Raw genomic sequence first — 21362 nt, forward strand, 5'->3', positions numbered from 1 at the left:
CACGCGGATGCGAACCCGGCGTCACGCCGGCATCGAGGAGGGAATGGGATGGCATTCGAGACGATCCTGGTGGAGCGGTACGACCGCGTCGGCCTCATCCGGCTCAACCGGCCGCAGGCGCTCAACGCGCTGAACAGCCAGCTCATCGGCGAGCTCAACTCCGCGCTGGACGAGTTCGAGAAGGACACCGGCATCGGCTGCGTCGTCATCACCGGCTCCGAGAAGGCCTTCGCCGCCGGCGCCGACATCAAGCAGATGCAGGACTACACCTATCCGCAGACCTACCTCGACGACTACATCACCTCCTGGGAGCGCCTCTCGCGCGCCCGCAAGCCGGTGATCGCGGCGGTGGCGGGCTTCGCGCTGGGCGGCGGCTGCGAGCTCGCCATGATGTGCGACTTCATCCTGGCGGCCGACACCGCGAAGTTCGGCCAGCCCGAGATCAAGCTGGGCGTGATGCCCGGCGCCGGCGGCACCCAGCGCCTCACCCGTTTCGTCGGCAAGTCCAAGGCCATGGAGATGTGCCTCACCGGCCGCATGATGGATGCCGTCGAGGCCGAGCGCGCCGGGCTGGTCTCGCGCGTGGTTCCCGCGGCCGAGCTGGTGGACGAGGCGCTCAAGGTGGCCAGGGTCATCGCCTCCATGTCGCTCCCGGTCGCCATGCAGACCAAGGAGAGCGTGAACCGCTCCTACGAGACCACGCTGGCCGAGGGCATCCGCTTCGAGCGCCGCGTGTTCCACGCCCAGTTCGCGCTGGCCGACCAGAAGGAAGGCATGGCCGCCTTCGTCGAGAAGCGCGCCCCCAAGTTCGAGCGCTGAGCACCCTCCCGCCCCGCCCGGAACGCTGGCGGGGCGGGCCTTTGCGACGCTGTGCACAGCTTTGCACATTTCTCTTCATGGGCGGCATTGACAGGCCCCCCACACCCCCTTACACATCGCGCTCCCGATTGACCTTCGCGGTCGATCCGGGGCCCAGGTGGCGGAATTGGTAGACGCGCTGGTTTCAGGTACCAGTGGTGAAAGCCGTGGAGGTTCGAGTCCTCTCCTGGGCACCATCGCTCCCCTAGAGCGTTGACGCTTCAGAACATATTGATGTAGCTGTGTTTCTCGCCGCTCAAACTGGTACACATGAGCGGCCACATGGCTCTTCCTATGACACGCCCCACAAGGCGCCCTGAGTCGTCGTTCCTGACGTTCCGCAAGCGCACCCCCAAGGACATTCTCGCCAAGGCCAAGGGACAGGTCGTCACCATCGCGTTCCCGCCGGATAGCGAAGGGCAGCGAACAGCCACGTTCACGATAGGCCCGGAGATCAAGTTCTCCCTCAAGGCGCGCGACCCGGCCAACGCAAGAGCGCGAACCGGCTTTGCCGAGTCGTTCCTTGCTCAGCATTGGGAAGCCATCCGCAAGGGGCCTGTCTCCCTCACCCATAAGCAGACCGTCGCCCTGTCGGGGGAGGTCTACCGGCTCTTTGCCGATGGCATGGAAGACGATCCCGGTTCCGCCAAACTGTGGGAAGCTGTCCTTGATGGCATCGCCGAAGCGATGGCCGGACCAGTCGGCGGCGGTAGACATTTGCTCATCATCGGTGACCAGCAGGAGCGCCGGGACATCCTGTTGGAAGAGCGGTTCGGCAAGCTGACCGACCGTGTGCTGTCCGCTCATCATCTGGAAATTGACCAGACCAGTCGCAAGGCGCTGCTGTTTCAGGTTGCAATCGCACTCAAGGATGCGGCTCTGAAGTTGGATCGCAACGTGGCTGGCGACTACCGGCCGGACCCGAATGCGGCGCGCTTCGGCGGCCTGTTCGTGGCCACTCCGCAGACGGGGGCGGCAGTGGAGGGCGGAAAGGCCGTTTCCTTCGCGAGCTTGGTGACGGGCTGGTGGAAGGAGGGTGAGGCGGCAGGCCTCTCCCGCAAGACGCACCAAGCCTATTCCAGCGCGATGGACCGTCTTGCCGAGCATGTCGGACACAGCGACGCCGCGCGGATCACGGCAGACGACATCATCGGCCTGAAGAGCGCGCGCCTCGCAGCCGGGGTGAGCCCCAAGACGGTGAAGGACAGCGACCTTTCGGGGCTCAAGGCCATCTTCGGATGGGCCGTCGCCAACCGCCTCCTCCCTGCGAACCCGGCCGAGGGCATCACCGTGAAGCGGGTGAAGGCGGTCAAGCTCCGTGGAAAGGGGCTCACGGACAAGGAAGCCGCCGCCATTCTCGCAGCCGCCTCCCGCCATCAGCGGGGACAGGAGCGTCCGAAGACATTCGCGGCCAAACGGTGGGTGCCATGGCTGTGCGCCTACACCGGGGCACGCGTGGGTGAGATAGCCCAACTCCGCAAGCAGGATGTCCGGCAGGAGGCCGACCATTGGGTGCTCACCCTGACGCCCGAGGCGGGCGCGGTGAAGAACAAGGAGGTGCGCGAAGTCCCCCTGCATCCGCACCTTGTCGAGATGGGCTTCCCGGAGTTCGTGAGGCAGGCGGAGAATGGCCACCTGTTCCTCACTCCGAGTCGGAGCGGGGATGTTCTCGGTCCGCTTCAGGGCGTGAAGAACCGCCTTGCCGAGTTTGCCCGTGAAGTTGTCAAAGACCCCAATGTCGCCCCGAACCATGGATGGCGCCACCGGTTCAAGACGGTGGGGCTGGAAGCGGGCGTGTCGGAACGGGTGCTGGATGCCATCTGTGGTCACGCCCCGCGAACGGTGGGAGCCGCCTACGGGGACGTGACGTTGAACGCACGGGCGGATGGCATCGCCAAGTTTCCGAGGTATCAGATCGAAACCGAGGTCTGACCTCTGATTTGATGCCTGGGGATGATCGCACCCATCAGGCGGCGGGCTCCTGAGAGGTAGGGATGTCGCGATGGGCCTTCCGCCATTCCGACAGGAGGAAGCGCAGGACATCGGTGAAGGACGTCACCTTGCCGGGGCGGATGATGCGGTGGATGTCCCGGATGGTGGACATGTCGGTGGCGTCGAGGCGCGCCGTGACATGGTGGGGGTAGGCGTTGAGGGTGATTGTGTGATCTCCTAGATATGGTGTGTTACGAAAAAAATCGCGCTAGATATTGTGTTACCGAAAAGCAGGGGCTCGGAAATAGGTGAGCCCATCAGAACGGCTCAGAAGCCCGTAGGAGTCCAAAGCGATCGCTTGGCTAGTCCGGTAGCCTGACGACGCTCTATTGACTCCCACGGGGCTCCTATTCGATCTGAGCGAGTCTCAGGCGCGGACGTAGACGTGGTCCGCCTCACTGGGCAGGGCGTCCAGCACCAGCCGGGCCATAGAGTCGACCTTTCCGGCGAGGCGGGTAACGTCCCTCAGCAGCACCGCCTTGGACTTGCAGAAGCTGCGGCTGGTCCACCGTGAAAACCCGTCCGGTGTCTTCCCCTCGCGCCGCTGAAGGGCGAACTGGGCTCGATCCTTGGTGAGGATCACCCGCCAGCCATCGTTCAGCCGACAGACCCCTTTCCGGTACAGGTCTTCGGTCTCCTTGTTCCCACCAGGGGCAGGCGCACTGAAGGGCATGAAGCGGCCACGACGGCGGGCCATCAGTTCCGACAGAGTGCTCGGTCCTGTGTCTGTGTCGGCGCCTGGAGTGCTTCGAAGCCCAATCTCAGAGAATAGGGACGGGGCCATGGAAGCCCATTCGGGAAGGTCCAGAAGCGTTTCCATGACGGTGGGGGCGATGGTCAATCCCAGTCCAGCTACGGCCACCAACAGTTCGCCCCGCGTCGCGTGGGCACTCAGCTTGCGCCATGCCCTGCGAGAGACAGTCCCGACAGCGATGTCCCGTCGCTGGATAAGCCAAGACGCGCCACCCTTGGCGAGGATCACACGGTGTCTTGGACCCAAGACAACAGTGACGAACCCGTAATCGTCGTCACCCTCCAGGAGGCTCCTGACGGGCATGTCCTTCAGGGCGGCATAAAGGGCCTGGACGGCCTCCGCACGGCGGGCCTTGCTGATCCTACGTTGTCTCGCGGTGGTGCTCATGGTGTGCCTCGCGGTGGGGGTGATAGGTGAGGGCGGGATGGGGTGCCAGACCAGAAGCATCCCGAGCGGTGCAGGGGCGCTCAGTGACGGCGGTGGCGTCGGAGAGACGCTTCCGGTCTGGTCTTGGGTTGGGAAGACAATGCCCCTCGGTCGTCGCAGATATCGACCTTCGAGCGAAAAGCTCTGTGAAGGGGCGCCATGTCATCAGACGCAGCCCGTGGTGAGCGGGACGACATGGGATTGGGGAGCGCGGTGGCGGCACACAGGGAGGCTGACGCCCCGTCCCGACCGGCTCACTGTCATGCGAGCGGGGCGGGTCAGCTTTCCGGTGTGTCGTCCGTGTTCGGAAAAAAAGATGTCCGCCCCACGGGACCAGACTGGCAGGGTGTGCGCTGTGTGATCCTGAGCGGGGTGGCTACTTCTTCAGTAGGAGAGAAGAAACGACAGGAAACCATCGGGGTGATGGCGAGGGTTCAGGGTATTGGATGTTCCCTCAGTGATCCCGAGGTGAACCGGAGTGCTAGAGAACCCATGCTGTAGGGGGAACTTCGTTCCTGTTCTATCTCAGCATGTATGACAGTCAGTGGTCATGAGATGACCCTGATGTGGGACTCTATGAGTACACATAGAGTTAATATATTTCACCCTCTGGGCAGTAGGAGGCAATTAATAGGGATGCCTCAGATGCACAGGGAAGGGCGTGGGAGTCGCCCCCTTTATCCGAGGTGGGTAGGTAGGTTTCCGTTGGTCACTCGACTCCAGCGGCCATTTCTGTCGATCTGAAGGGGTGTCTGGTCGCCGGGCCACATCACGCTCAGCCTCGGTAGTCCCACGCTCGATAAGAGCCTAGAGCTTCAGGGCGTGAGCCGCGTCATCCCGGTCGATTGTCGTGACGTTGGGGCAGGTGGTCTTGGGACGGGGCGTGGAGTGGGCTTCGAGGAAGGCACGGATGCCGCCGTCAAAAGTGTGGACCTCCACATTTTTGGATGAGGCGATCTTCGCAACACGCATGTACTGGACTGCGGTGTCGTAGGGAGCAGCACAGTTCTTTTCGATCCACGCCTTGAACTCCCCGTGCTGGACCTTTGCCTTCGCCTTCAGGAGGTGGTGCCCGGCAATCTCTGCCCAGAGGAGCATGCGCTTCCCGGCGTAGACCACCTCACGGTGGGCCATGTCGATCTTGCTCGCGCGGCCTTAAGCGCTTTGGCTCCGGTGAACCCCATGGCGAGCAGCGTGAAGCCATCACAGGTCATGTCGAAGGAGCTGTACTCACGACCGTTGGCTACGGCTCGGTAGGGGCATAATCCAAAATTGGATGCTGCCTCCGGAGCCTGCTGCATCAACGTTTCGATGTCCCTGAGGACGTGATCGTGCCGCTTCCCGAAGTATGCGGTGCCGTCCTTCGTTCTGGCGACCACGAAGCGCCCTACCGTCCTCACCCACGATGTACCCACCGTCCTTGCGGATGGCGGGGAGCACGACGCGAGTGACCCAGTCCTGAAAGGGCTTGGCCTGGGGCTTGTCCGAGCGGAGGATCAGCTTGTAGAGGCCGGACTCGGAGATGAGGGTTCCCCTAGTGATCAGAACACTAGGAGGGCTTGACCGCCGCTCGTCAGTGGCGAGACGACGATAGTGGTTCTGGAAGGAGCCGTTCGTTGCATCGGCGCGCATTCCCAGAGCCCGACACACATCCGCCGCGACGAACCAGGGCTCTCCCCCGATGTCCACCACGCGGATGTGGAAGGTGTTCCCATAGGGACCGAAGGCGGGCGTCTGGAAGGTGGGTCGTTTCGCTCGCTTGCGGAAGCCGCAGGAGTCGAGATTGAAGGAGGGGCCATCGTCCTGCCTGCCCCGGCCGTTCCGGCTCCTGCGGGCCTCTGAGCCGATCTGCGAGTCTATCGCCCCAGCACCAACGCTGCGGCGACAAGGAAGAAGGTGATATGGGCCGCAATCGCCCATAGTCCTTTTTTGTCGTCCCCATCAAATCGGCCTTTGGGGCCAATGTCCGGCTCACTGTAGCGCCTGAGGTGACGCGGCGTTTCATCCTGTGGCCGCTCGCTCATGCCTCTGCTCCCTGTGCCTGAACGATCCTGTAGACACTCCCCCGGCCAATTCCGACAGCCGCAGCGATCTCGGTGGGTGTCTTCCCTTCGCGGTGGAGCCGCAGCACCTCTTCCGACTTCGCCCGCGCGGTGGGCTTGCGACCGAGGTACTTCCCCTCTGCCTTCGCCTTGGCGATGCCCTCCCTCTGCCGCTCCAGCATCATCTCACGCTCGAACTGGGCGAATCCTGCGAAGATGGTGAGGATCAGGCGCCCCGTCGCGCTCTTGGTGTCCACCACCTCGCCACCGAGGTTCAGCACCCGCAGACCCACACCCTTCGCGTCGAGGTCGCGGACGATCTCCCACAGGTGGATGGTGGAGCGGGCAAGCCTGTCGATCTTGGTGATGACGAGGGTGTCGCCTTCCCGCACGAACTCCAGTGCCTGCTTCAGCCTGTCCCGTTCGCCGACCGAGGACACATGCTCGGCAAACACCTTGCCGCAGCCCGCCGCGTCGAGGTCGCGTCGCTGGGCTTCAAGCCCGGCCTCCTGCTCGGTGGTGGAGGTCCGTGCGTAACCGACCAACATCCCCATGTGCCCTGTCTCCCGACCTTGAGTGTCCAAAAGATCTAGAGATGAGAGTCGGTACCGTCCAGAATGTCAACCCCATTCTATTGGACGCAACCGCGCGCGTCACCGGACGCGTCCGCATGGGCAGGGTCTATTGGGCGGCGAGTGATGACGGTCGCCGGGCGAGTCGCATATGCTGTTGACGTCTCAGTGGTGCATAGGGTGAGCGGAGCCGGGGGCAAAAGGGAGTGTGAGGGTGGAAATCTTCTGCACATCCATCTGAAAACCTGTGTATTTGCGCTATTGGGGAAAGATGAGCGGTGCGCAGGCTATTGACGCGATCGGTGGCTAAAATATTAAAGCGTAGGGCGCTTGCAGATCGAGGGCGATGATGGTCAATAAATTCTTCTCTTACGAAGTGGCAGAGCAGTTGCGGGCTTACGTTTATCGCTTAATCGATCCCCGCGATGAAAAGACATTCTATGTTGGAAAGGGAAGAGGTAACCGCGTTTTTCAGCACGCTATTGAAGCCAACGTCGCTGAGGGACAAGAGACCGATATCATGGGGTTGAAACTAAATCACATCCGGGAAATTCAACGTTCAGGGCATGAGGTTAAGTACGTCATACACCGTCACGGCATGGATGATGACACGGCCTTTCAAGTTGAAGCAGCCCTTATTGATGCCTATGTTGATATTAACCCGGAGCTGCGGAATTCAATCAGAGGGCATAATGCCTCAATATACGGCGTAGCAACTGTTGAAGAAATTCTTGGGCGATACAATCTGCCGCCGCTTGAAGTCAGGAGCGGAGAGAAGTTATTGGCGATCACTATCAACAAGCTACGTGGTCGGCGCGATCAGGAGGTTATTTTCGATCTGATACGCTACTGCTGGCCGCTCAGTCGGAAGCGTGCCGAGACCGTGGATTATGTGCTGGCAGTCGACCGCGGAGTGGTCGTCGGTGTCTTCAAGCCCCTGAGCTGGGCTCCAGCCCGCGCTTCAGACTTTCCCGACATTCGCGACTTGGTTGACGAGCCACATCGGCTGGCATTCCAGGGTGAGCGTGCCCCTAAGGATGTCTGGGAGTTCTACGTGGGCGAGCATGGCAAACGCATTAATCCCAGCGACCTACCGCCCGCCCGCCAGTCCTGCCGGTACATTAACTGCTGACGTCGCCGACGAAGTGTAATCTAAGGCGCTAGCGAAGGCCTCTTAATCTACCAATCCGCTCCAAATGGATTGAGCGCGCGTTTGGGCGTTGCGTGTCTTCATCACTGCCGTTGGTTGTCCGCTCTGCCAACAAAGCCAATCATAGGGGTCGCGGCTCCCTTTGCTTGGATCTTGCTGCCGCATCGCGCTATGACATCTCAATGCCCTCTCGCCGATCATTCAAGTCGGGGGGTATGGGGGGAGCGTTTCGTCTGCACGGAGGGAATATGTGTCCGTAAATCGGAGCACGGATTTCAACTCGGTGGAGCGACCATGTCCTCAGCACCCAAACGGGCCTTCGCCCGAAGCGCCTCATAGAGCTGTCCCGGTCCAAGCAGGGTGTCCTTCAGCCCAGCCCGGATGTTCTCTGAGTCCAGCGCCTGCTTGCTCATGGTGGTGTGTGCGGCGAGGGCATCCATGATGGCGTTCAGCAACTCGGTGGCGAGGTCAGGCGAGTTCGCGAACTGCTCCTTGGTGTTGTTGCTGGCCTGCTCCACCAGAAGGTCGGACTCCAGTAGCTTCCCCTTCAGCACGTTGTTCACGTAGACGAGCTTGTCGTCCTCCGTCAGTTCGCCCACGAACAGGTCGTTGACCCGCTCGATAATCTCCGTGAGCAATGCCCGCTGCTTCTCCTGAACGGCTCCGGCACCCGTCTCGGTCATGGGGGCCAGTTGCTCGCCCTGTCCGCCACCAAGTGCGAGGGTTCGCCTGCCCTGATCGTTGAGGCGGTGGTGGGTGAGCTTCACGCGGCTGAGGTCCACGCCCTCCCGTTCGCGCCCGAAGTCAAGGAGAGGCAGCAGCCGCTTGAAGAAGATGGCCCGCTTCTCCACCGCCGTGGACCCATAGTCGAACATCTGGGAGAGGAAGGCGTAGACCCGCAGGTAGGTCGCCATGTCGGTCTTGAAGAGAAGCAGGGCCTCCTGGGCATCCTTCGCATCCCGCTCGGCCTGGGCATCACCTCGGGCGCGGGCTGCCTCGCGGTCCATCTGAAGGTCTCTGAATGACCGCAGCAGCCGGTCTGCGACGGGGAGGAGAGCCGCGTCGAGCTGGCCCTGTGTCGCCCTCGGGTCCATCTCCACATTGACGACGCGGTCAACCTCGTTGTCGTCATAGTGCCCGGAGGCATCCAGCTTGGCCTTGAGGTTCAGCACGATGTGCGGGTCGGTGACGCCTGCCAGTTCGGCCGTCTCGTAATAGGTCTTGAAGGCCTTCAGGATTTCATCCGGCTCGTTCACGAAGTCGAGGATGTAGGTGGTGTCCTTCCCCGGATGGGCGCGGTTGAGCCGTGACAGCGTCTGCACCGCCTGTATGCCCGCAAGGCGACGGTCCACATACATGCCGCACAGCAGCGGCTGGTCGAAGCCGGTCTGGAACTTGTTGGCGACGAGAAGGATCTGATACTCCTCGGTGGCGAACGCCTCTCGGATGTCCCGCCCCTTCAGCCCCGGATTGAGCGAACGGCTCACCTCGGTGAACGGCTCGTCTCCGCTCTCCGGGTCGTCCACCTCACCGGAGAAGGCCACCAGAGTCCCGATGCGGTAGCCGTTGCGCTTGATGTACTGATCGATGGCGAGTTGCCAGCGCACGGCCTCCTTGCGGCTTGCGACGACCACCATGGCCTTCGCTTTGCCCTCAAGCAGCGGCGCGACGTTGGCGCGGAAGTGCTCGACCACGACCTGCACCTTCTGGGCGATGTTGTAGGGGTGGAGGCGCACCCACTGCATGATGCCCTTGACGGCGGTGCTGCGTTCTACCGTCTCCTCGGTCATCTCCTCCCCGTCATGCACGAGGCGGAAGGCGAGCTTGTACGGGGTGTAGTTCTTCAGCACGTCGAGGATGAAACCCTCCTCGATCGCCTGCCGCATGGAATAGACGTGGAAGGCCTGCGGCTTGTTGGTGTCGCTGGCGGGCTCATTGGGCTCGGGCCGCCTGCCGAACAGCTCAAGGGTCTTGGCCTTCGGAGTGGCGGTGAAGGCGATGTAGGTGATGCCGTTGTCGTTCGCGCGGGCGGCCATCTGGAGGGCAAGGAGGTCTTCCATCCCCACCTCTCCGCCATCGGCCACTTCAGCCATCTCCTCGGCGGACAGCACCTGCTTCAGCTTGGAGGCAGCCTCGCCCGTCTGGGAAGAGTGGGCTTCATCCGCGATCACGGCGAACCGCTTGCCCTGCGTCGCTGCCAGCTCCTGAACCGCCTTCAGGGCGAAGGGGAAAGTCTGGATGGTGCAGACTACGATCTTCTTGCCGCCGGAGAGGGCTTCCGCCAACTGGCTGCTTTTGGCCCCGCTCTCGCCCTTGATGGTTGCGACCACGCCGGTGGTCCGCTCGAAATCGAAGATGGCTTCCTGAAGCTGGCTGTCGAGCACCGTGCGGTCGCTCACCACCAGCACCGTATCGAACACCTTGGCGTTGGCCGCGTCATGCAGGTCGGCGAGGAAGTGTGCCGTCCAGGCGATGGAATTGGTCTTGCCCGAGCCTGCCGAGTGCTGGATCAGGTATTTATTCCCCGGTCCCTCGGCGAGCACCGTGCTCACGAGGCGACGGGTGGCGTCGAGCTGGTGATAGCGCGGGAAGATGAGAGAAGTGACCTGCTTCTTCGCATCGCGCTTGGCGACGATGTAGCGGCCGAGGATTTCCAGCCAGCTCTCGCGCTCCCACACCTCTTCCCAGAGATAGGCGGTGGGGGCGCCAGCGGGGTTCACGGGGTTGCCTGCCGCGCCGTGGTTCCCTTTGTCGAAGGGCAGGAAGCGGGTGGCCGCGCCCTCAAGGCGGGTGGTCATGCGCACCAGCGAATTGCTCACCGCGAAGTGGACGAGGGCGCCACGGGGGAATTCCAGCAGCGGTTCCGGGAAGGGCTGCCCCTTGGGCCTGGGGTCGCGGTCGAACCGATACTGATCGACGGCGTCTTCCACACGCTGGGTGTAGTCGCTCTTCAGCTCGGCGGTGGCCACGGGGAGCCCGTTGAGGAAGAGCACGAGGTCGAGGGCGTTCTGGCTGGCGGCCGAATAGCGCACCTGCCGCACCACCCGCAGGCGGTTGGCCTGATAGCGGGCCTGAAGCTCGGCGTTCATGGCGAGGGCTGGGCGGAACTGGGCGAGGCTCACGGGCTGGCGCAGGCCCACCACCTCGATCCCGTGGCGCAGCACATCCAGCGTGCCGCGCTGGTCCATCTGGTGGCGCAGACGGTCGAGCAGCACGGTGGGCGCGGCGGTGCCGTGGCTTTTGGTCAGCGCCTCCCACGCCTTGGGCTGGGTGTCTTGAACCCATGCCAGCACATCGGCCGGGAACAGCGCCCGCGCCCGGTCATAGCCCTCCGCATCACCCTCGGAATAGAGCCAGCCCCGCGCGGCAAGGGCCTCGCAGATACCCACCTCGAAGGCGATTTCCCGGTGCAGGTTCATGGCCGGGGCCCCTTCGCGTTCATGCCGCGACCTCTTCCGTCTCGCCCGCATCACGCACATCGATCTTGCCGGTGACGGCAGCGGAAATCAGCGCCGCCCGGCGCTCCCTGAGGAGGGCGATGGCGCGTTCGGCTTCGGTGGTAAGGGTACCGAGCTTGGCTGTCGCGCGGGACACATGAAGGGCAATAGCCGCCTGTTCTTCAACTGGAGGACGTGCCATCGGCATATCAAGAATGACGGACTGCCCGATATTCAACATCGAACTACTTGCGCCAGTCGCTACAAGCTCAATCTGGTTACGAACCGCGCCCGAGCCTAGGTACATCGACACGAATGAAGGAACTGCCTCGCCGGAGATCATTCGAGCCCGGTAGAGCTTGTCGCAGATGAACAAATTTGGATGGTCACGCTCGACCCATGCCGATCCTCCCACCAGGTCCCTAGTATTGGCCCGCGATATCAGCAAATCTCCGCGTTGGAGCCTAAAATTTGCGACTGGCTCAAGTTCTAATGGTAGTCGTTTGTTTTCACTTGGATCAAAAGTGCCGCCATTGACGCAGCCGACCTTTAGTATACCGAGTTCATCTTCGCCCTGTGCTGGGTAGGCCTCACATTGTGGGCTCCAGCCTTGTTCGAAAGAAGCAAATAAGTGCTTCAACCGCTTCACCTCCCAATGCGCCGGAACCTCGCCTAGCCACTCGATGCCGCTATCCTTCATCGGGGCATTGGGGTCGAGCCCCTTTGTGACGGCGTGAGAGATGACGGCGCGGCGCTTCTCGGCCAGCAGCGCAATCAACCGCTCCTGCTCGGTCACCAGCGCATCGATCTTGGCGGTCTCGCGGTCGAGAAAGGCGGCGATGGCCAGCTGTTCAGGGAGAGGGGGGAAAGCCACTCGGAAGTCGCGAACGAAATCATCCGGCACGCGCTTCTGCCCGCCTGCTCCGTACATCGAGGCTTCCCCGAGTTTCCGGAAGGCGGGCGAGACAAACAGCCAATGCAGGAAGCGGCCAAGGCAGACATCCGGGCGGGGTCGAGCCACGATCAGCTCTGTCGTTCCAAACGCGATGCCGTTATGGAGGCTTGAGGCGATGGCGCCCTTTCCATTCTCGAAACAGGGGGTGATCTTTGCGAGGACCACGTCCCCCTCGCGCATATAGGAATAGCCGGTCTCGACTTCGCCGATGGGCCGTGTCCGCTCCAGAGAGAGCGTGCCGTCTTCGCCGATCGCCTCCATCGGCAAGAAGCTGACCTCCAGGTTGCGGTCAAGCCCTGCGAGCTCTGATCGGGATGGATTCAGTCGCGCGACAAATCGCAAGCGCGTCAAAGGCCAATGCGCGGGCGCGTGCCCGAGCCATTCGATCCCGCTGTCCTTGTTGCTGGGGTACGGCTTCCGGCTCATCGGCTTCGCCCCGCAACAGCCTCGATCACACGGCGAGCTTCTTCAATCGTCTTCGGCTTGAAGCACACAAGCGCAGCCCTCCGGAAGCCGGGGATCTGCTCCAGATTGCTGTTCCGGCCGGGTTTTTCTCCCTCCGCATAGCCCGGCTTGGTGTTGTGGCGGATGTCCTCCAGCTCGCTCAGCTGGATGGCCTCAAGCGCAACCCAAAGGTTCTGCTGCGTGCTGCGCCCCGGCTCATGTCCGATCCCGGTTTCCCGCCCCTTGGCGTAGCGCTCGACATAGATGGTGTCCGCCTTGCGAACGCCATCATCAAGCTTCTCCAAGGCAGGGTGCGATTTCAGCATGGCGCGGATGCCTTCCCGCAAGGCGTCAATCGTGCTCATGCGTCCAGCCCCTCGATCATCACCTTGATCCGGTCCGTGACCGCCTTCAGCTCGGCGTCGATCACCGCCAGCGGACGCGGGGGCTCGAAGACATAGAAGTGGCGGTTGAAGGGGATTTCATAGCCGACCTTGGTCTTGTCGTGGTCGATCCAGGCATCGGGCACATGGGGCAGCACCTCGCGCCGGAAATAGGCTTCCACATCCTCCTTCAGCGGCACATTCTCGGTGTCGCGCAGCTTGGTGTCGGCCACGGGCTTGCCCTTCAGCTTGCCCTTGAGGCCAACCACGACGCGGCCACCCTCATCCCGCTCCGGCCGCTCCACCGTGATGGTGCGATAGCCGAAGTCCGCATTGTCGAAGATGCGCGAGATGGGCTTGCCATCCCGGTCCGCCTCCTCGAAGGCGCCGAACAGTCGGGTGATCTCCTCGATATGGGCGTCCGACAGCTCCTTGCGCTTCGATCCAAGGCTGCGGCGCATCTTCTGCCACATGCTAGATGCATCGATGAGCTGCACCTTGCCCTTGCGGTGGTCCGGCTTGCGGTTGGTCACCACCCACACATAGGTGGAGATGCCGGTGTTGTAGAACATGTCCGTGGGCAGGCCGATGATGGCCTCCAAAAGGTCGTTCTCCAGCACGTAGCGGCGGATTTCGCTCTCCCCCGATCCCGCCCCGCCCGTGAATAGGGGCGACCCGTTCAGCACGATGGCGAAGCGGCAGCCCCCATCCTTGGCCGAGCGCATCTTGGAGATGAGGTGCAGCAGGAACAGCATGGAACCGTCCGACACGCGCGGCAGGCCGGGGCCGAAGCGCCCGTTGAAGCCTTCCCGCTCATATTCCTTGCGCACCTCCTTCTCGACCTTCTTCCACTCCACGCCGAACGGCGGATTGGAGAGCATGTAGTCGAACTTGGTGGTAGGGTGCCCATCGTCCGACAGGGTGTTGCCAAAGGCGATGTTGCGGACATCCTGCCCCTTGATGAGCATGTCCGCCTTGCAGATGGCGTAGGACTCCGGGTTCAGCTCCTGCCCCGCCACCGTGAGCCGGGCGCGGGGATTGTGCTCCGTCAGATACTCCTCGGCGACGGAGAGCATCCCGCCTGTTCCGGCTGTGGGATCATAAATGGACCGCACCACGCCGGGCACCGACAGCGCCGCATCATCCTCAACGAAGATGAGATTGACCATCAGGCGGATGACCTCGCGCGGGGTGAAGTGCTCTCCCGCCGTCTCGTTCGACAGCTCCGCGAACTTGCGAATCAGCTCCTCGAAGACAAGGCCCATCTGGTGGTTGTCCACCCGGTTGGGATGGAGGTCCACGCGGGCAAACTTCTCCGCCACCTGATAGAGCAGCCCCGCCTTGGCCAGCTTCTCCACCTGGGCGGCAAACTCGAAGCGGTCGAAAACGTCGCGGACATGCTCCGAGAATGAAGAGAGGTAGCTGTAGAGGTTCTGCCGGATGTGGTCGGGATCGCCGAGGAGCTTCCTCAGGTCGAGGTCCGACGTGTTGTAGAAGCTCTGCCCCGCCTTGCGCAGCAGGAACGGATCAGGGTTGATCCCCGCCGCCGTCTTGGCCGCAAACTCTGCCACCACCGCCGCCTTGGTGGGCTCCAGCACGCAATCGAGCCGCCGCAGCACCGTGAAGGGCAGGATGACCTTGCCGTAATCCGCCTGCTTGTAGTCGCCCCGGAGCAGGTCCGCCACGGACCAGATGAAAGCCGACAATGCCTGTTGGTTCAATTTCCCGTCCCCCTGACAACCGGAGAGTGAATCGGCGACGGGGGCCTTGGCAAGGGTATCCCTGCCGGGCATCGATCAACCCTTGTGGGCAGCTGCCTATTGCAGCCGAGCTTGGCCGAGACGACGAGGGTATGGAGGTTCGAGTACGCTGTCAGGACTCGAACTCATGCAGCTTGCGCCGTGGCCACCGCACTGGTACACACCGGCTTCCTTGCGGCGCCTGAAAACGCAGTAAAATCAATGGTATGCGGCCAGATCAGGGCCAATCCTCTCCTGGGCACCATTTACCCTTCCGGGTAGGTCCCAAAAGCTCCGAAAACCCTTACAAACGCGCAATTCACCGGTCCAGCAGGTTCCGGGAGTGTCTGGGGGTATCCGTTGGCAGCCGGCAAATTTGGGGGTATTTTTGGGGGTATCGGAAACGTACCCCCATTGAGGGCGCCCCCCAATGCCCCTGACCGAACGGCCATCCGCGCGGCCAAGGCCGGCGACAAGCCCTATAAGCTGGCGGACGGTGGCGGTCTCTATCTCCTGGTGAACCCGACCGGCTCCCGCCTTTGGCGGTTGAAGTACCGGATCGAGGGCAAGGAGAAGCTCCTCGCCATAGGCCCCTATCCCGATGTGACGCTCGCGAAGGCGCGGGAGCGGCGCGACGACGCCAAGAAGGCGATCATAGACGGCGCCGATCCCTCCGCCCTCAAGAAGCAGTCACGGGAGGAGGCGAAGGCGGCGCCCGCCAACACCTTCCGCGCGGTGGCCGAGGAACACCTTGCCAAGCTGGAGCGCGAGGGGCTTGCCGATATCACGCTGGGAAAGCGGCGTTGGCTGCTTGGGTTCGCATACCCCCATTTCGGGGACCGGGATATCGGCGGTGTCAGCTCGGCCGACGTGCTGGTGGCGCTCCGGGAGATCGAGGCCAAGGGCCACCACGAGACGGCGCGGCGGATGCGGTCCGTCATCGGCTCGGTTTTCCGCTACGCTATCGCCACCGCGCGAATCGAGAACGACCCCACCTTTGCCCTGCGCGGCGCCCTGACCACGCCGAAGGTTCAGCACCGATCCGCTGTCACCACCGCGACCGAGCTGGGCAAGCTCCTCAAGGCCATCGACGGATATCGAGGCCAGCCCGCAACGCGCGCCGCGCTGCGGCTCATGCCGCTGCTGTTTCCCCGCCCCGGCGAGCTGCGCGCCGCGCGGTGGACCGAATTCGACCTCGACAAGGCGGTTTGGTCCATCCCGGCCGAACGCATGAAGATGCGCCGACCCCACCGCATCCCGCTTCCCCCGCAGGCGGTGGCCATCCTGCGCGAGCTTCATGCTGTGACGGCGGAGGAGGATTTCGCCTTTCCCTGCATCGGCGCGGCGAAGAAGCCGATCAGCGAGAACACCCTGAACTTCGCCCTGCGCCGTCTCGGCTTCGGCCCGGATATCGCCACCGCCCACGGCTTCCGCGCCACCGCCTCGACGCTCCTGAACGAGAGCGGGCGGTGGAATCCCGACGCCATCGAGCGCCAACTCGCCCATGCGGAGAACAATGAGGTACGCCGCGCCTATCTGCGGGGCGAGCATTGGGAGGAGCGGGTGCGGATGATGGCGTGGTGGGCGGATCATCTGGATGCGCTGCGGATAAGTGAAGAGGCGCCCGCTCGCCCATTGTGCACGGGCTGAGGAAATCCTCGGACGGCGCTGGACTGCGGGCTAATTGATTCGACAATAAAAATAACGAATCAGTCCGCAGGTGCACTATGACCAGCCGATCCAGATGGCGGCTCGCGAAGTCGCTTACGATCCATCAAGCTGCGCTGCTTATCGAGGGCTATAATCCTGCAAATTTCGAGGATAGATTTCCTCATCAATGGCATTCAGATGTAAAAAATGAGACAGCTGCTGTTATTCACGCGCTTCGGAGTGCGTGTGAGGATGGGACAATAACTTTGGCAAAGGAATCTAGATCTGGTGAGCATGACGAATATCTTGATCTAGATCGCAGCCTGATCCGTGTCGACGATATTCGCTCATGGTTGGAAGCTGCGGATTTCAAGGATGGCTTCTTTGTGCCCGTCGAAGAAGAGGACGATGGGCCGGGTGACTTCTTCAGTCCCTACTACGCGCCGAAGCTCGCGGCGGCGAACGATGCCTGGAAGGCCGTTACGTCGGATAAGACGTGGCTTCGGGGACGCTCCCCCAAAAAGGCGATCGAGGTTTGGTTGAAAGAGAACGCGGCCCGCTACGGGCTGCTGAACAAAGACGGAACGCCAAATGCCACCGGGATCGAGGAAATCGCCAAGGTGGCGAACTGGAAACCAGCAGGGGGAGCCCCAACCACCCCGAAGGATCGCCGTGAAGACGGGGAGGGGTTCGGAAAAACAGTCCCCCCTCTTTCGACAAGCGAGGGGGCGGGTTCCTTTGATTCTGACCTGGATGATGACATCCCCTTTTAGGTAACTTTGGGTCGGGCTAGGGCTCTGTCAGTACCTTGAGAAGGCGTAGTTTTTTCAAATTCGCCTAGCTATTTTACCGTCCGCGTCGCGTTCATCCTTCCGTCCATGTCCACTCGGACTCGGATGGAGCCAATGAGCATTAACGATACGACGACCCGCCCCTCTCTCCTGCGCCTAGAGGCCGTGAAGGCCCGCACCTGCCTCAGCCGCAGCACCATCTATGCCTATATGCGGGAAGGACGTTTCCCCCAGCCGGTGGCCCTGACCGAGCGGTGCGTCGCCTGGATCGAGGCGGAGATTGACGGCTGGATTGCTGACCGCATCGCCACGGGACGGCGGGGGTGAAGACGATGCGCGCCCGCAAGCCGCGCCGGTGCTCGCCGCAGAAGGTGAAACAGGGCACCACCTATGAAGTGGCCGAAGTTGCCAAGCTCCTCGGCATCCACCGCAACACGGTGCGGCGGTGGCTCAAGGAGGGGCTGGGTGCGATCGATGACCGGCGCCCCCTTCTGATTCACGGCTCTGCCCTCAAGGCTTTCCTTGCCAAGCGGCGGGAGAGCCGGCGCCACACCTGCCGCCCCGGCGAGTTCTATTGCTTCCGCTGTCGGGTGCCACGCGCGCCGTGGGGCGGGACCGCGGACCTGTCATTCCGCAATGAGAAGGTCGCGCGCCTTGTGGCCCTCTGCGCCTCCTGCGGAACCCCCATGCACCGGACGGTGCGGCGGGCCGACCTGCCTGCCCTCGGCACCCTGATCGATCTGCACACGCTGGCGCCGGAACGAATGAATGGTTGTTCCGACCCCAGTGCAAACCGTGCTTTCGAGAAGGTGTGACGCGATGACGAGACTGAACCCGTCCAATGAGCGCCTGAAGAGGGACTATATCCGCTATCTGAAGGAAGCCAAGGGCAAGAGCGAGGCAACGCTCGATGGCGTCCGCAAGGCCCTCGCCCGCTATGAGGCATACACGGCCGCAAAGGACTTCAAGACCTTCCGGCGGGAACAAGCCATTGGCTTCAAGACCCGGTTGGCCGAGACCGAGGGTGTGCGCACCGGCGAGGGCCTGAGCGCATCCACGCAGGCCAGCACGCTCACCGCGCTGAAGGACTTCTTCACTTGGCTGTCGTGGCAACCCGGCTTCAAGTCCAAGGTCCACATGGCGGATATCGACTATCTGTCGCCCTCCAACAAGGATGCGGCGCGGGCCAAGGCGGCGAAGCTGCGGGCCTTCCCCAGCCTCGAACAGGTGCGCGCCACTGTTGCCGCCATGCTGGGGGAGACCGTCATTGACCGGCGCAACCGCGCCCTGGTCGCCTTCACGCTCCTGACCGGCATCCGCGACCGTGCGCTGGTGTCGCTCTCCCTCGGCCATGTGGACACGTCCGGCAAGACCCCGGTGGTGGCGCAGGATCCCAACAGCGTCGAGACCAAGTTCGCCAAGGCCATCGTCACCTATTTCTTTCCGGTGGGCGACGACCTCGCCGATATCGCGCTCGCCTGGATCGAGGAATTGCGCACGGTCCACCTGTTCGGCCCGGCCGATCCGCTCTTCCCCCGCACGCGCATGGGCCTTGGCGACGACGGCGGCTTCGCTCCGGTGGGCATCGAGCGGGAACACTGGAGCAATGCCTCGCCGGTGCGGGAGATTTTCCGCAAGGCCTTCGAGCGCGCGGGCCTGCCCTATTTCCCACCCCATTCCTTCCGTCACACCCTCGGCCATCTGGCACAGACCATGTGCCGGACCCCGGAGGAGCTGAAGGCCTGGAGCCAGAACCTCGGCCACGAAAACATCGCCACCACGCTCACCTCCTACGGGCGAATCGACCCCCACCGGCAGGGCGAGGTGATGGGGCGGATGGGGCGGGAGGCTGATGCCGAGGCTGGCGACGTGCTGGCGCAGATCGGCGCACTCTTGGCGCGGCAGGGTCAGCCTGCGTTCAGGTGAGTCGCAAGCGTTGCCATCCGAGGGTATTTTGGCTCTTATCCTTCCCGCAGGGATTGCAGCGGAGGAAAATCCTCGGCGGGGGGCGCAGAAGGTGGCGAACGAGGCATTCGCGCGGGTCAGGATCGACCAGTTGCTGAAAGATACTGCCTGGAGCCTGACGGACGGCCGCAGCGTGCGTTACGAGTATCCGCTCGAAGACGGCGGCAAGGCGGACTACGTTCTGTTTGATCGCCTCGGCCGTGCCCTTGCCGTGCTTGAAGCCAAGAGCACCAGCGTTAGCCTGAGCAGCGGAGAGGCGCAGGGGCGCCGCTATGCCGAATTGCTCGACGTGCCATTCATCTTCCTGTCCAATGGCGAAGAGGTCTGGTTCCGGGATCGCGATCAGGACGCCCATTTCCGGCGCGTCGAAACCCTGTTCACGCAGGATGACCTCGCCCGCAGGAAAGCGGCGCGCGGCGTGCGCAAGAGCCCCCTCGACATTCCCATCGATACCCGCATCGCCGGTGGGGGCGGGCGCGTGCATCAATCGGCCTGCATCGAGGCGATTTGCCGGGCCATGGTGTCGGGTCGCCGGAAGATGCTGGTGGAGATGGCCACCGGGACCGGAAAGACCCGCACCGCCGCCGCGCTCCTCAAGCGGCTGTTTGATGCGAGTTGGGCAACGCGGGCGCTTTTCGTCGTCGATCGCAACACACTCGCCATTCAGGCGGAGGATGCCTTTGCCGAGCATCTTCCGCATTTGCCCTGCTATCGCGTGCCGAGGTCCGGCCGGCGCTTTCAGGATGAAAAGCGGGTGACGATCGTCACGTTGCAGACGTTGGTGAACGAATACGAGAAATATTCATCCGGCTATTTCGACGTCATCGTCATCGACGAATGCCACCGCAGCATCTACGGCCATTGGCGCCAGGCGCTCGATCATTTCGATGGGATCAAGATCGGCCTGACCGCGACGCCATGCGTGATGCAGGACGCGCCCGACGTTGACGAGGAAGACCGGACGGCGGTGCGGGACACGCTGCGCTTCTTTGAGGTCGATCGCCCCACCTACAGCTATTCCATGGCCGAGGCCATCGCCGACGGGCATCTGGTGCCCTATGAGATTTACCGGGCGCTGACGGTGCGCACGGCGGCGGCGGACGGCTTCGAGGTGGCGCGCACCGAGATCGACTGGAACGCCTTGGACGAGACGTCCCGGATGGAGCTGGACGCCCTGTTCGGCGGCGATGACACGATCAACGTGGACCCGACGGCGTTGGAGCGCAGGTTCACGATCCCGGAGCGCAACCGCGCCATGGTGCGGGAATTCCGCAACGTGCTCGAACACGGCTATACCGGCCTCAACGGCGTGCGCCGCGCGCCGGAGTGGGGGAAGACGATTGTGTTCGCCGTGACCAAGCGCCATGCCGAGACGCTCGCCCGCATGTTCGATGACGCCTTCGCCGACAAGAAGCCGACTCCGACCACGCGCTATGCCGATTTCGTCGTGTCCAACCTCGGGCCGGATGACACGGTGGACGGTGCGGCCAAGATCAAGAGGTTCAAGAAGGAGCCGTTTCCGCAGATCCTGGTCAGCGTCAACATGCTCGACACCGGCTTTGATTGCCCTGAGGTCCGCAATCTGGTCATGGCGCGCTTCACCCATTCCACTATCCTCTATCAGCAGATGCGCGGCCGTGGCACGCGGCTCGCGCCGGGCAAGGATCGCTTCACCATGTGGGATTTCACCGGCGTCACGCTCCGCCATGGCGACGACGAGGCGCCGGGGGAGGGCGGTGTGGTGGTGATCCGCCCGGCCGAACGTCCGCAGGGGCGACCGCGCCGCATGCTCACCCTCGACGTGCATGACGAGATCGACCCGGCGACGCGCGAGTGGGTGACGGTGGACGAGGCCGGCAATGCCTTCCTCGATGTGGAGGAGGCCCGTGCCGAAGCTGTCGGTGCGGCGTTCGAGGCCTGGCTGGAGGCCGGCGCGTTCAATGCCGACCAGCTTCGCCTCCTGCATCTGGTGAAAGAGCAGATCAAGGCCAATGCGAACGAGTGGGCGCAGTTCGAGAGCTGGCGCTTCGATACGCTGCCCTTGTCCATGAATGGCGGGTTCGCCCGCGCCTGCGCGGTGTTCGGCGGCGAGGCCGAGCTGGAGCGCGTGCTCGCCGCCATGAATGCCGCCGTCTTTTCCCCGGATCATGAGGGCGGCGCCGAAGCCGATGCGCCGCGTCCCGACAAGCCGACACACTGAAGGT

General features: G+C 63.0%; 19 protein-coding genes, 1 tRNA gene and 1 pseudogene. 10 read left to right on the forward strand and 11 right to left on the reverse strand.

The annotated features are described in order from the left end of the window. Positions 1 to 48 precede the first annotated feature (48 nt). The 3 genes from V5F49_RS17180 (at position 49) to V5F49_RS17190 (ending at position 2790) form a co-directional block, all read left to right on the forward strand. Positions 49 to 819: an enoyl-CoA hydratase gene (locus V5F49_RS17180; RefSeq protein ID WP_394116765.1), complete on the forward strand. Its 771-nt coding sequence runs from the start codon at positions 49 to 51 to the stop codon at positions 817 to 819. Positions 820 to 970: 151 nt separating this feature from the next. Beyond that, positions 971 to 1055: transfer RNA gene (locus V5F49_RS17185), tRNA-Leu, on the forward strand. 85 nt (positions 1056 to 1140) lie between these two features. Next, on the forward strand, positions 1141 to 2790 hold the full coding sequence (locus tag V5F49_RS17190; protein WP_394116766.1) for a tyrosine-type recombinase/integrase: 1650 nt from the start codon (positions 1141 to 1143) through the stop codon (positions 2788 to 2790). 34 nt (positions 2791 to 2824) lie between these two features. Here the strand turns inward: V5F49_RS17190 and V5F49_RS17195 are convergent, their stop codons facing one another. The 7 genes and pseudogenes from V5F49_RS17195 to V5F49_RS17225 form a co-directional block, all read right to left on the reverse strand. Further along, the gene (locus V5F49_RS17195) at positions 2825 to 2962 is read right to left on the reverse strand and encodes a hypothetical protein (RefSeq protein WP_394116767.1); all 138 of its coding nucleotides are present in this window, start codon (positions 2960 to 2962) and stop codon (positions 2825 to 2827) included. Positions 2963 to 3217: 255 nt separating this feature from the next. Next, positions 3218 to 3991 carry a hypothetical protein gene (locus V5F49_RS17200; protein ID WP_394116768.1) on the reverse strand — a complete coding sequence of 258 codons (774 nt, stop codon included), beginning with the start codon at positions 3989 to 3991 and terminating at the stop codon, positions 3218 to 3220. Positions 3992 to 4837: 846 nt separating this feature from the next. Further along, entirely contained in the window at positions 4838 to 5164 is a 327-nt protein-coding gene (locus V5F49_RS17205) for a DUF3102 domain-containing protein (protein ID WP_394116769.1), read from the reverse strand. Further along, positions 5089 to 5370: pseudogene (locus V5F49_RS17210) on the reverse strand (Rha family transcriptional regulator); the annotation flags it as partial. The pseudogene V5F49_RS17210 and the gene V5F49_RS17205, both read right to left, overlap by 76 nt. Continuing rightward, positions 5261 to 5728, reverse strand: coding sequence for a BRO-N domain-containing protein (locus V5F49_RS17215; protein WP_394116904.1), 468 nt, complete (start codon positions 5726 to 5728; stop codon positions 5261 to 5263). The gene V5F49_RS17215 and the pseudogene V5F49_RS17210, both read right to left, overlap by 110 nt. Before the next feature lie 158 nt (positions 5729 to 5886). Then, positions 5887 to 6054, reverse strand: coding sequence for a hypothetical protein (locus V5F49_RS17220; protein WP_394116913.1), 168 nt, complete (start codon positions 6052 to 6054; stop codon positions 5887 to 5889). Continuing rightward, positions 6051 to 6626, reverse strand: a complete 576-nt coding sequence (locus tag V5F49_RS17225) for a recombinase family protein (protein ID WP_394116770.1) — start codon at positions 6624 to 6626, stop codon at positions 6051 to 6053. The genes V5F49_RS17220 and V5F49_RS17225 overlap by 4 nt, the downstream gene beginning before the upstream one ends. A gap of 364 nt (positions 6627 to 6990) precedes the next feature. Between V5F49_RS17225 and V5F49_RS17230 the strand changes: the two genes are divergently transcribed. After that, complete coding sequence (locus V5F49_RS17230; RefSeq protein WP_394116771.1) at positions 6991 to 7776, forward strand: LEM-3-like GIY-YIG domain-containing protein; 786 nt, start codon at positions 6991 to 6993, stop codon at positions 7774 to 7776. Positions 7777 to 8069: 293 nt separating this feature from the next. Here the strand turns inward: V5F49_RS17230 and V5F49_RS17235 are convergent, their stop codons facing one another. Genes V5F49_RS17235 through V5F49_RS17250 form a run of 4 tightly spaced genes read right to left on the reverse strand, consistent with a single transcriptional unit; the run spans position 8070 to position 14734 of the window. Then, the gene (locus V5F49_RS17235; protein WP_394116772.1) at positions 8070 to 11213 is read right to left on the reverse strand and encodes a type I restriction endonuclease subunit R; all 3144 of its coding nucleotides are present in this window, start codon (positions 11211 to 11213) and stop codon (positions 8070 to 8072) included. 19 nt (positions 11214 to 11232) lie between these two features. Further along, positions 11233 to 12612, reverse strand: coding sequence for a restriction endonuclease subunit S (locus V5F49_RS17240; RefSeq protein ID WP_394116773.1), 1380 nt, complete (start codon positions 12610 to 12612; stop codon positions 11233 to 11235). Continuing rightward, complete coding sequence (locus tag V5F49_RS17245; protein WP_394116774.1) at positions 12609 to 12995, reverse strand: hypothetical protein; 387 nt, start codon at positions 12993 to 12995, stop codon at positions 12609 to 12611. The genes V5F49_RS17240 and V5F49_RS17245 overlap by 4 nt, the downstream gene beginning before the upstream one ends. After that, positions 12992 to 14734 carry an N-6 DNA methylase gene (locus V5F49_RS17250; protein WP_509210706.1) on the reverse strand — a complete coding sequence of 581 codons (1743 nt, stop codon included), beginning with the start codon at positions 14732 to 14734 and terminating at the stop codon, positions 12992 to 12994. Before V5F49_RS17250 ends, V5F49_RS17245 begins: the two co-directional genes overlap by 4 nt. Positions 14735 to 15166: 432 nt before the next feature. On the opposite strand from V5F49_RS17250, the gene V5F49_RS17255 reads away from it, so the two are divergent. From V5F49_RS17255 to V5F49_RS17280, 6 genes are all read left to right on the forward strand, one after another. Next, the gene (locus V5F49_RS17255) at positions 15167 to 16402 is read left to right on the forward strand and encodes a tyrosine-type recombinase/integrase (protein ID WP_394116905.1); all 1236 of its coding nucleotides are present in this window, start codon (positions 15167 to 15169) and stop codon (positions 16400 to 16402) included. Between the two features lie 77 nt (positions 16403 to 16479). Beyond that, complete coding sequence (locus V5F49_RS17260) at positions 16480 to 17175, forward strand: hypothetical protein (protein WP_394116776.1); 696 nt, start codon at positions 16480 to 16482, stop codon at positions 17173 to 17175. Positions 17176 to 17307: 132 nt separating this feature from the next. Continuing rightward, positions 17308 to 17520 carry a helix-turn-helix transcriptional regulator gene (locus tag V5F49_RS17265; protein ID WP_394116777.1) on the forward strand — a complete coding sequence of 71 codons (213 nt, stop codon included), beginning with the start codon at positions 17308 to 17310 and terminating at the stop codon, positions 17518 to 17520. A gap of 5 nt (positions 17521 to 17525) precedes the next feature. Continuing rightward, on the forward strand, positions 17526 to 18008 hold the full coding sequence (locus V5F49_RS17270; RefSeq protein ID WP_394116906.1) for a helix-turn-helix domain-containing protein: 483 nt from the start codon (positions 17526 to 17528) through the stop codon (positions 18006 to 18008). 4 nt (positions 18009 to 18012) lie between these two features. Beyond that, positions 18013 to 19119 (forward strand): tyrosine-type recombinase/integrase, encoded by a 1107-nt coding sequence (locus V5F49_RS17275; RefSeq protein ID WP_394116778.1) that lies wholly within the window; start codon positions 18013 to 18015, stop codon positions 19117 to 19119. 91 nt (positions 19120 to 19210) lie between these two features. After that, entirely contained in the window at positions 19211 to 21358 is a 2148-nt protein-coding gene (locus V5F49_RS17280; protein ID WP_394116779.1) for a DEAD/DEAH box helicase family protein, read from the forward strand. Positions 21359 to 21362 lie beyond the last annotated feature (4 nt).

The organism is Xanthobacter lutulentifluminis, from assembly GCF_043194675.2.
Taxonomy (GTDB): Bacteria; Pseudomonadota; Alphaproteobacteria; order Rhizobiales; family Xanthobacteraceae; genus Xanthobacter.

Excerpts from the sequence above, each read along its gene's own strand:
- V5F49_RS17180 (WP_394116765.1), top strand. The coding sequence starts at position 49 with ATGGCATTCGAGACGATCCTGGTGGAGCGGTACGACCGCGTCGGCCTC.
- V5F49_RS17190 (WP_394116766.1), top strand. The coding sequence starts at position 1,141 with ATGGCTCTTCCTATGACACGCCCCACAAGGCGCCCTGAGTCGTCGTTC.
- V5F49_RS17195 (WP_394116767.1), bottom strand. The coding sequence starts at position 2,962 with ATGTCCACCATCCGGGACATCCACCGCATCATCCGCCCCGGCAAGGTG.
- V5F49_RS17200 (WP_394116768.1), bottom strand. The coding sequence starts at position 3,991 with ATGAGCACCACCGCGAGACAACGTAGGATCAGCAAGGCCCGCCGTGCG.
- V5F49_RS17205 (WP_394116769.1), bottom strand. The coding sequence starts at position 5,164 with ATGGCCCACCGTGAGGTGGTCTACGCCGGGAAGCGCATGCTCCTCTGG.
- V5F49_RS17220 (WP_394116913.1), bottom strand. The coding sequence starts at position 6,054 with ATGAGCGAGCGGCCACAGGATGAAACGCCGCGTCACCTCAGGCGCTAC.
- V5F49_RS17225 (WP_394116770.1), bottom strand. The coding sequence starts at position 6,626 with ATGGGGATGTTGGTCGGTTACGCACGGACCTCCACCACCGAGCAGGAG.
- V5F49_RS17230 (WP_394116771.1), top strand. The coding sequence starts at position 6,991 with ATGATGGTCAATAAATTCTTCTCTTACGAAGTGGCAGAGCAGTTGCGG.
- V5F49_RS17235 (WP_394116772.1), bottom strand. The coding sequence starts at position 11,213 with ATGAACCTGCACCGGGAAATCGCCTTCGAGGTGGGTATCTGCGAGGCC.
- V5F49_RS17240 (WP_394116773.1), bottom strand. The coding sequence starts at position 12,612 with ATGAGCCGGAAGCCGTACCCCAGCAACAAGGACAGCGGGATCGAATGG.
- V5F49_RS17245 (WP_394116774.1), bottom strand. The coding sequence starts at position 12,995 with ATGAGCACGATTGACGCCTTGCGGGAAGGCATCCGCGCCATGCTGAAA.
- V5F49_RS17260 (WP_394116776.1), top strand. The coding sequence starts at position 16,480 with ATGACCAGCCGATCCAGATGGCGGCTCGCGAAGTCGCTTACGATCCAT.
- V5F49_RS17265 (WP_394116777.1), top strand. The coding sequence starts at position 17,308 with ATGAGCATTAACGATACGACGACCCGCCCCTCTCTCCTGCGCCTAGAG.
- V5F49_RS17270 (WP_394116906.1), top strand. The coding sequence starts at position 17,526 with ATGCGCGCCCGCAAGCCGCGCCGGTGCTCGCCGCAGAAGGTGAAACAG.
- V5F49_RS17275 (WP_394116778.1), top strand. The coding sequence starts at position 18,013 with ATGACGAGACTGAACCCGTCCAATGAGCGCCTGAAGAGGGACTATATC.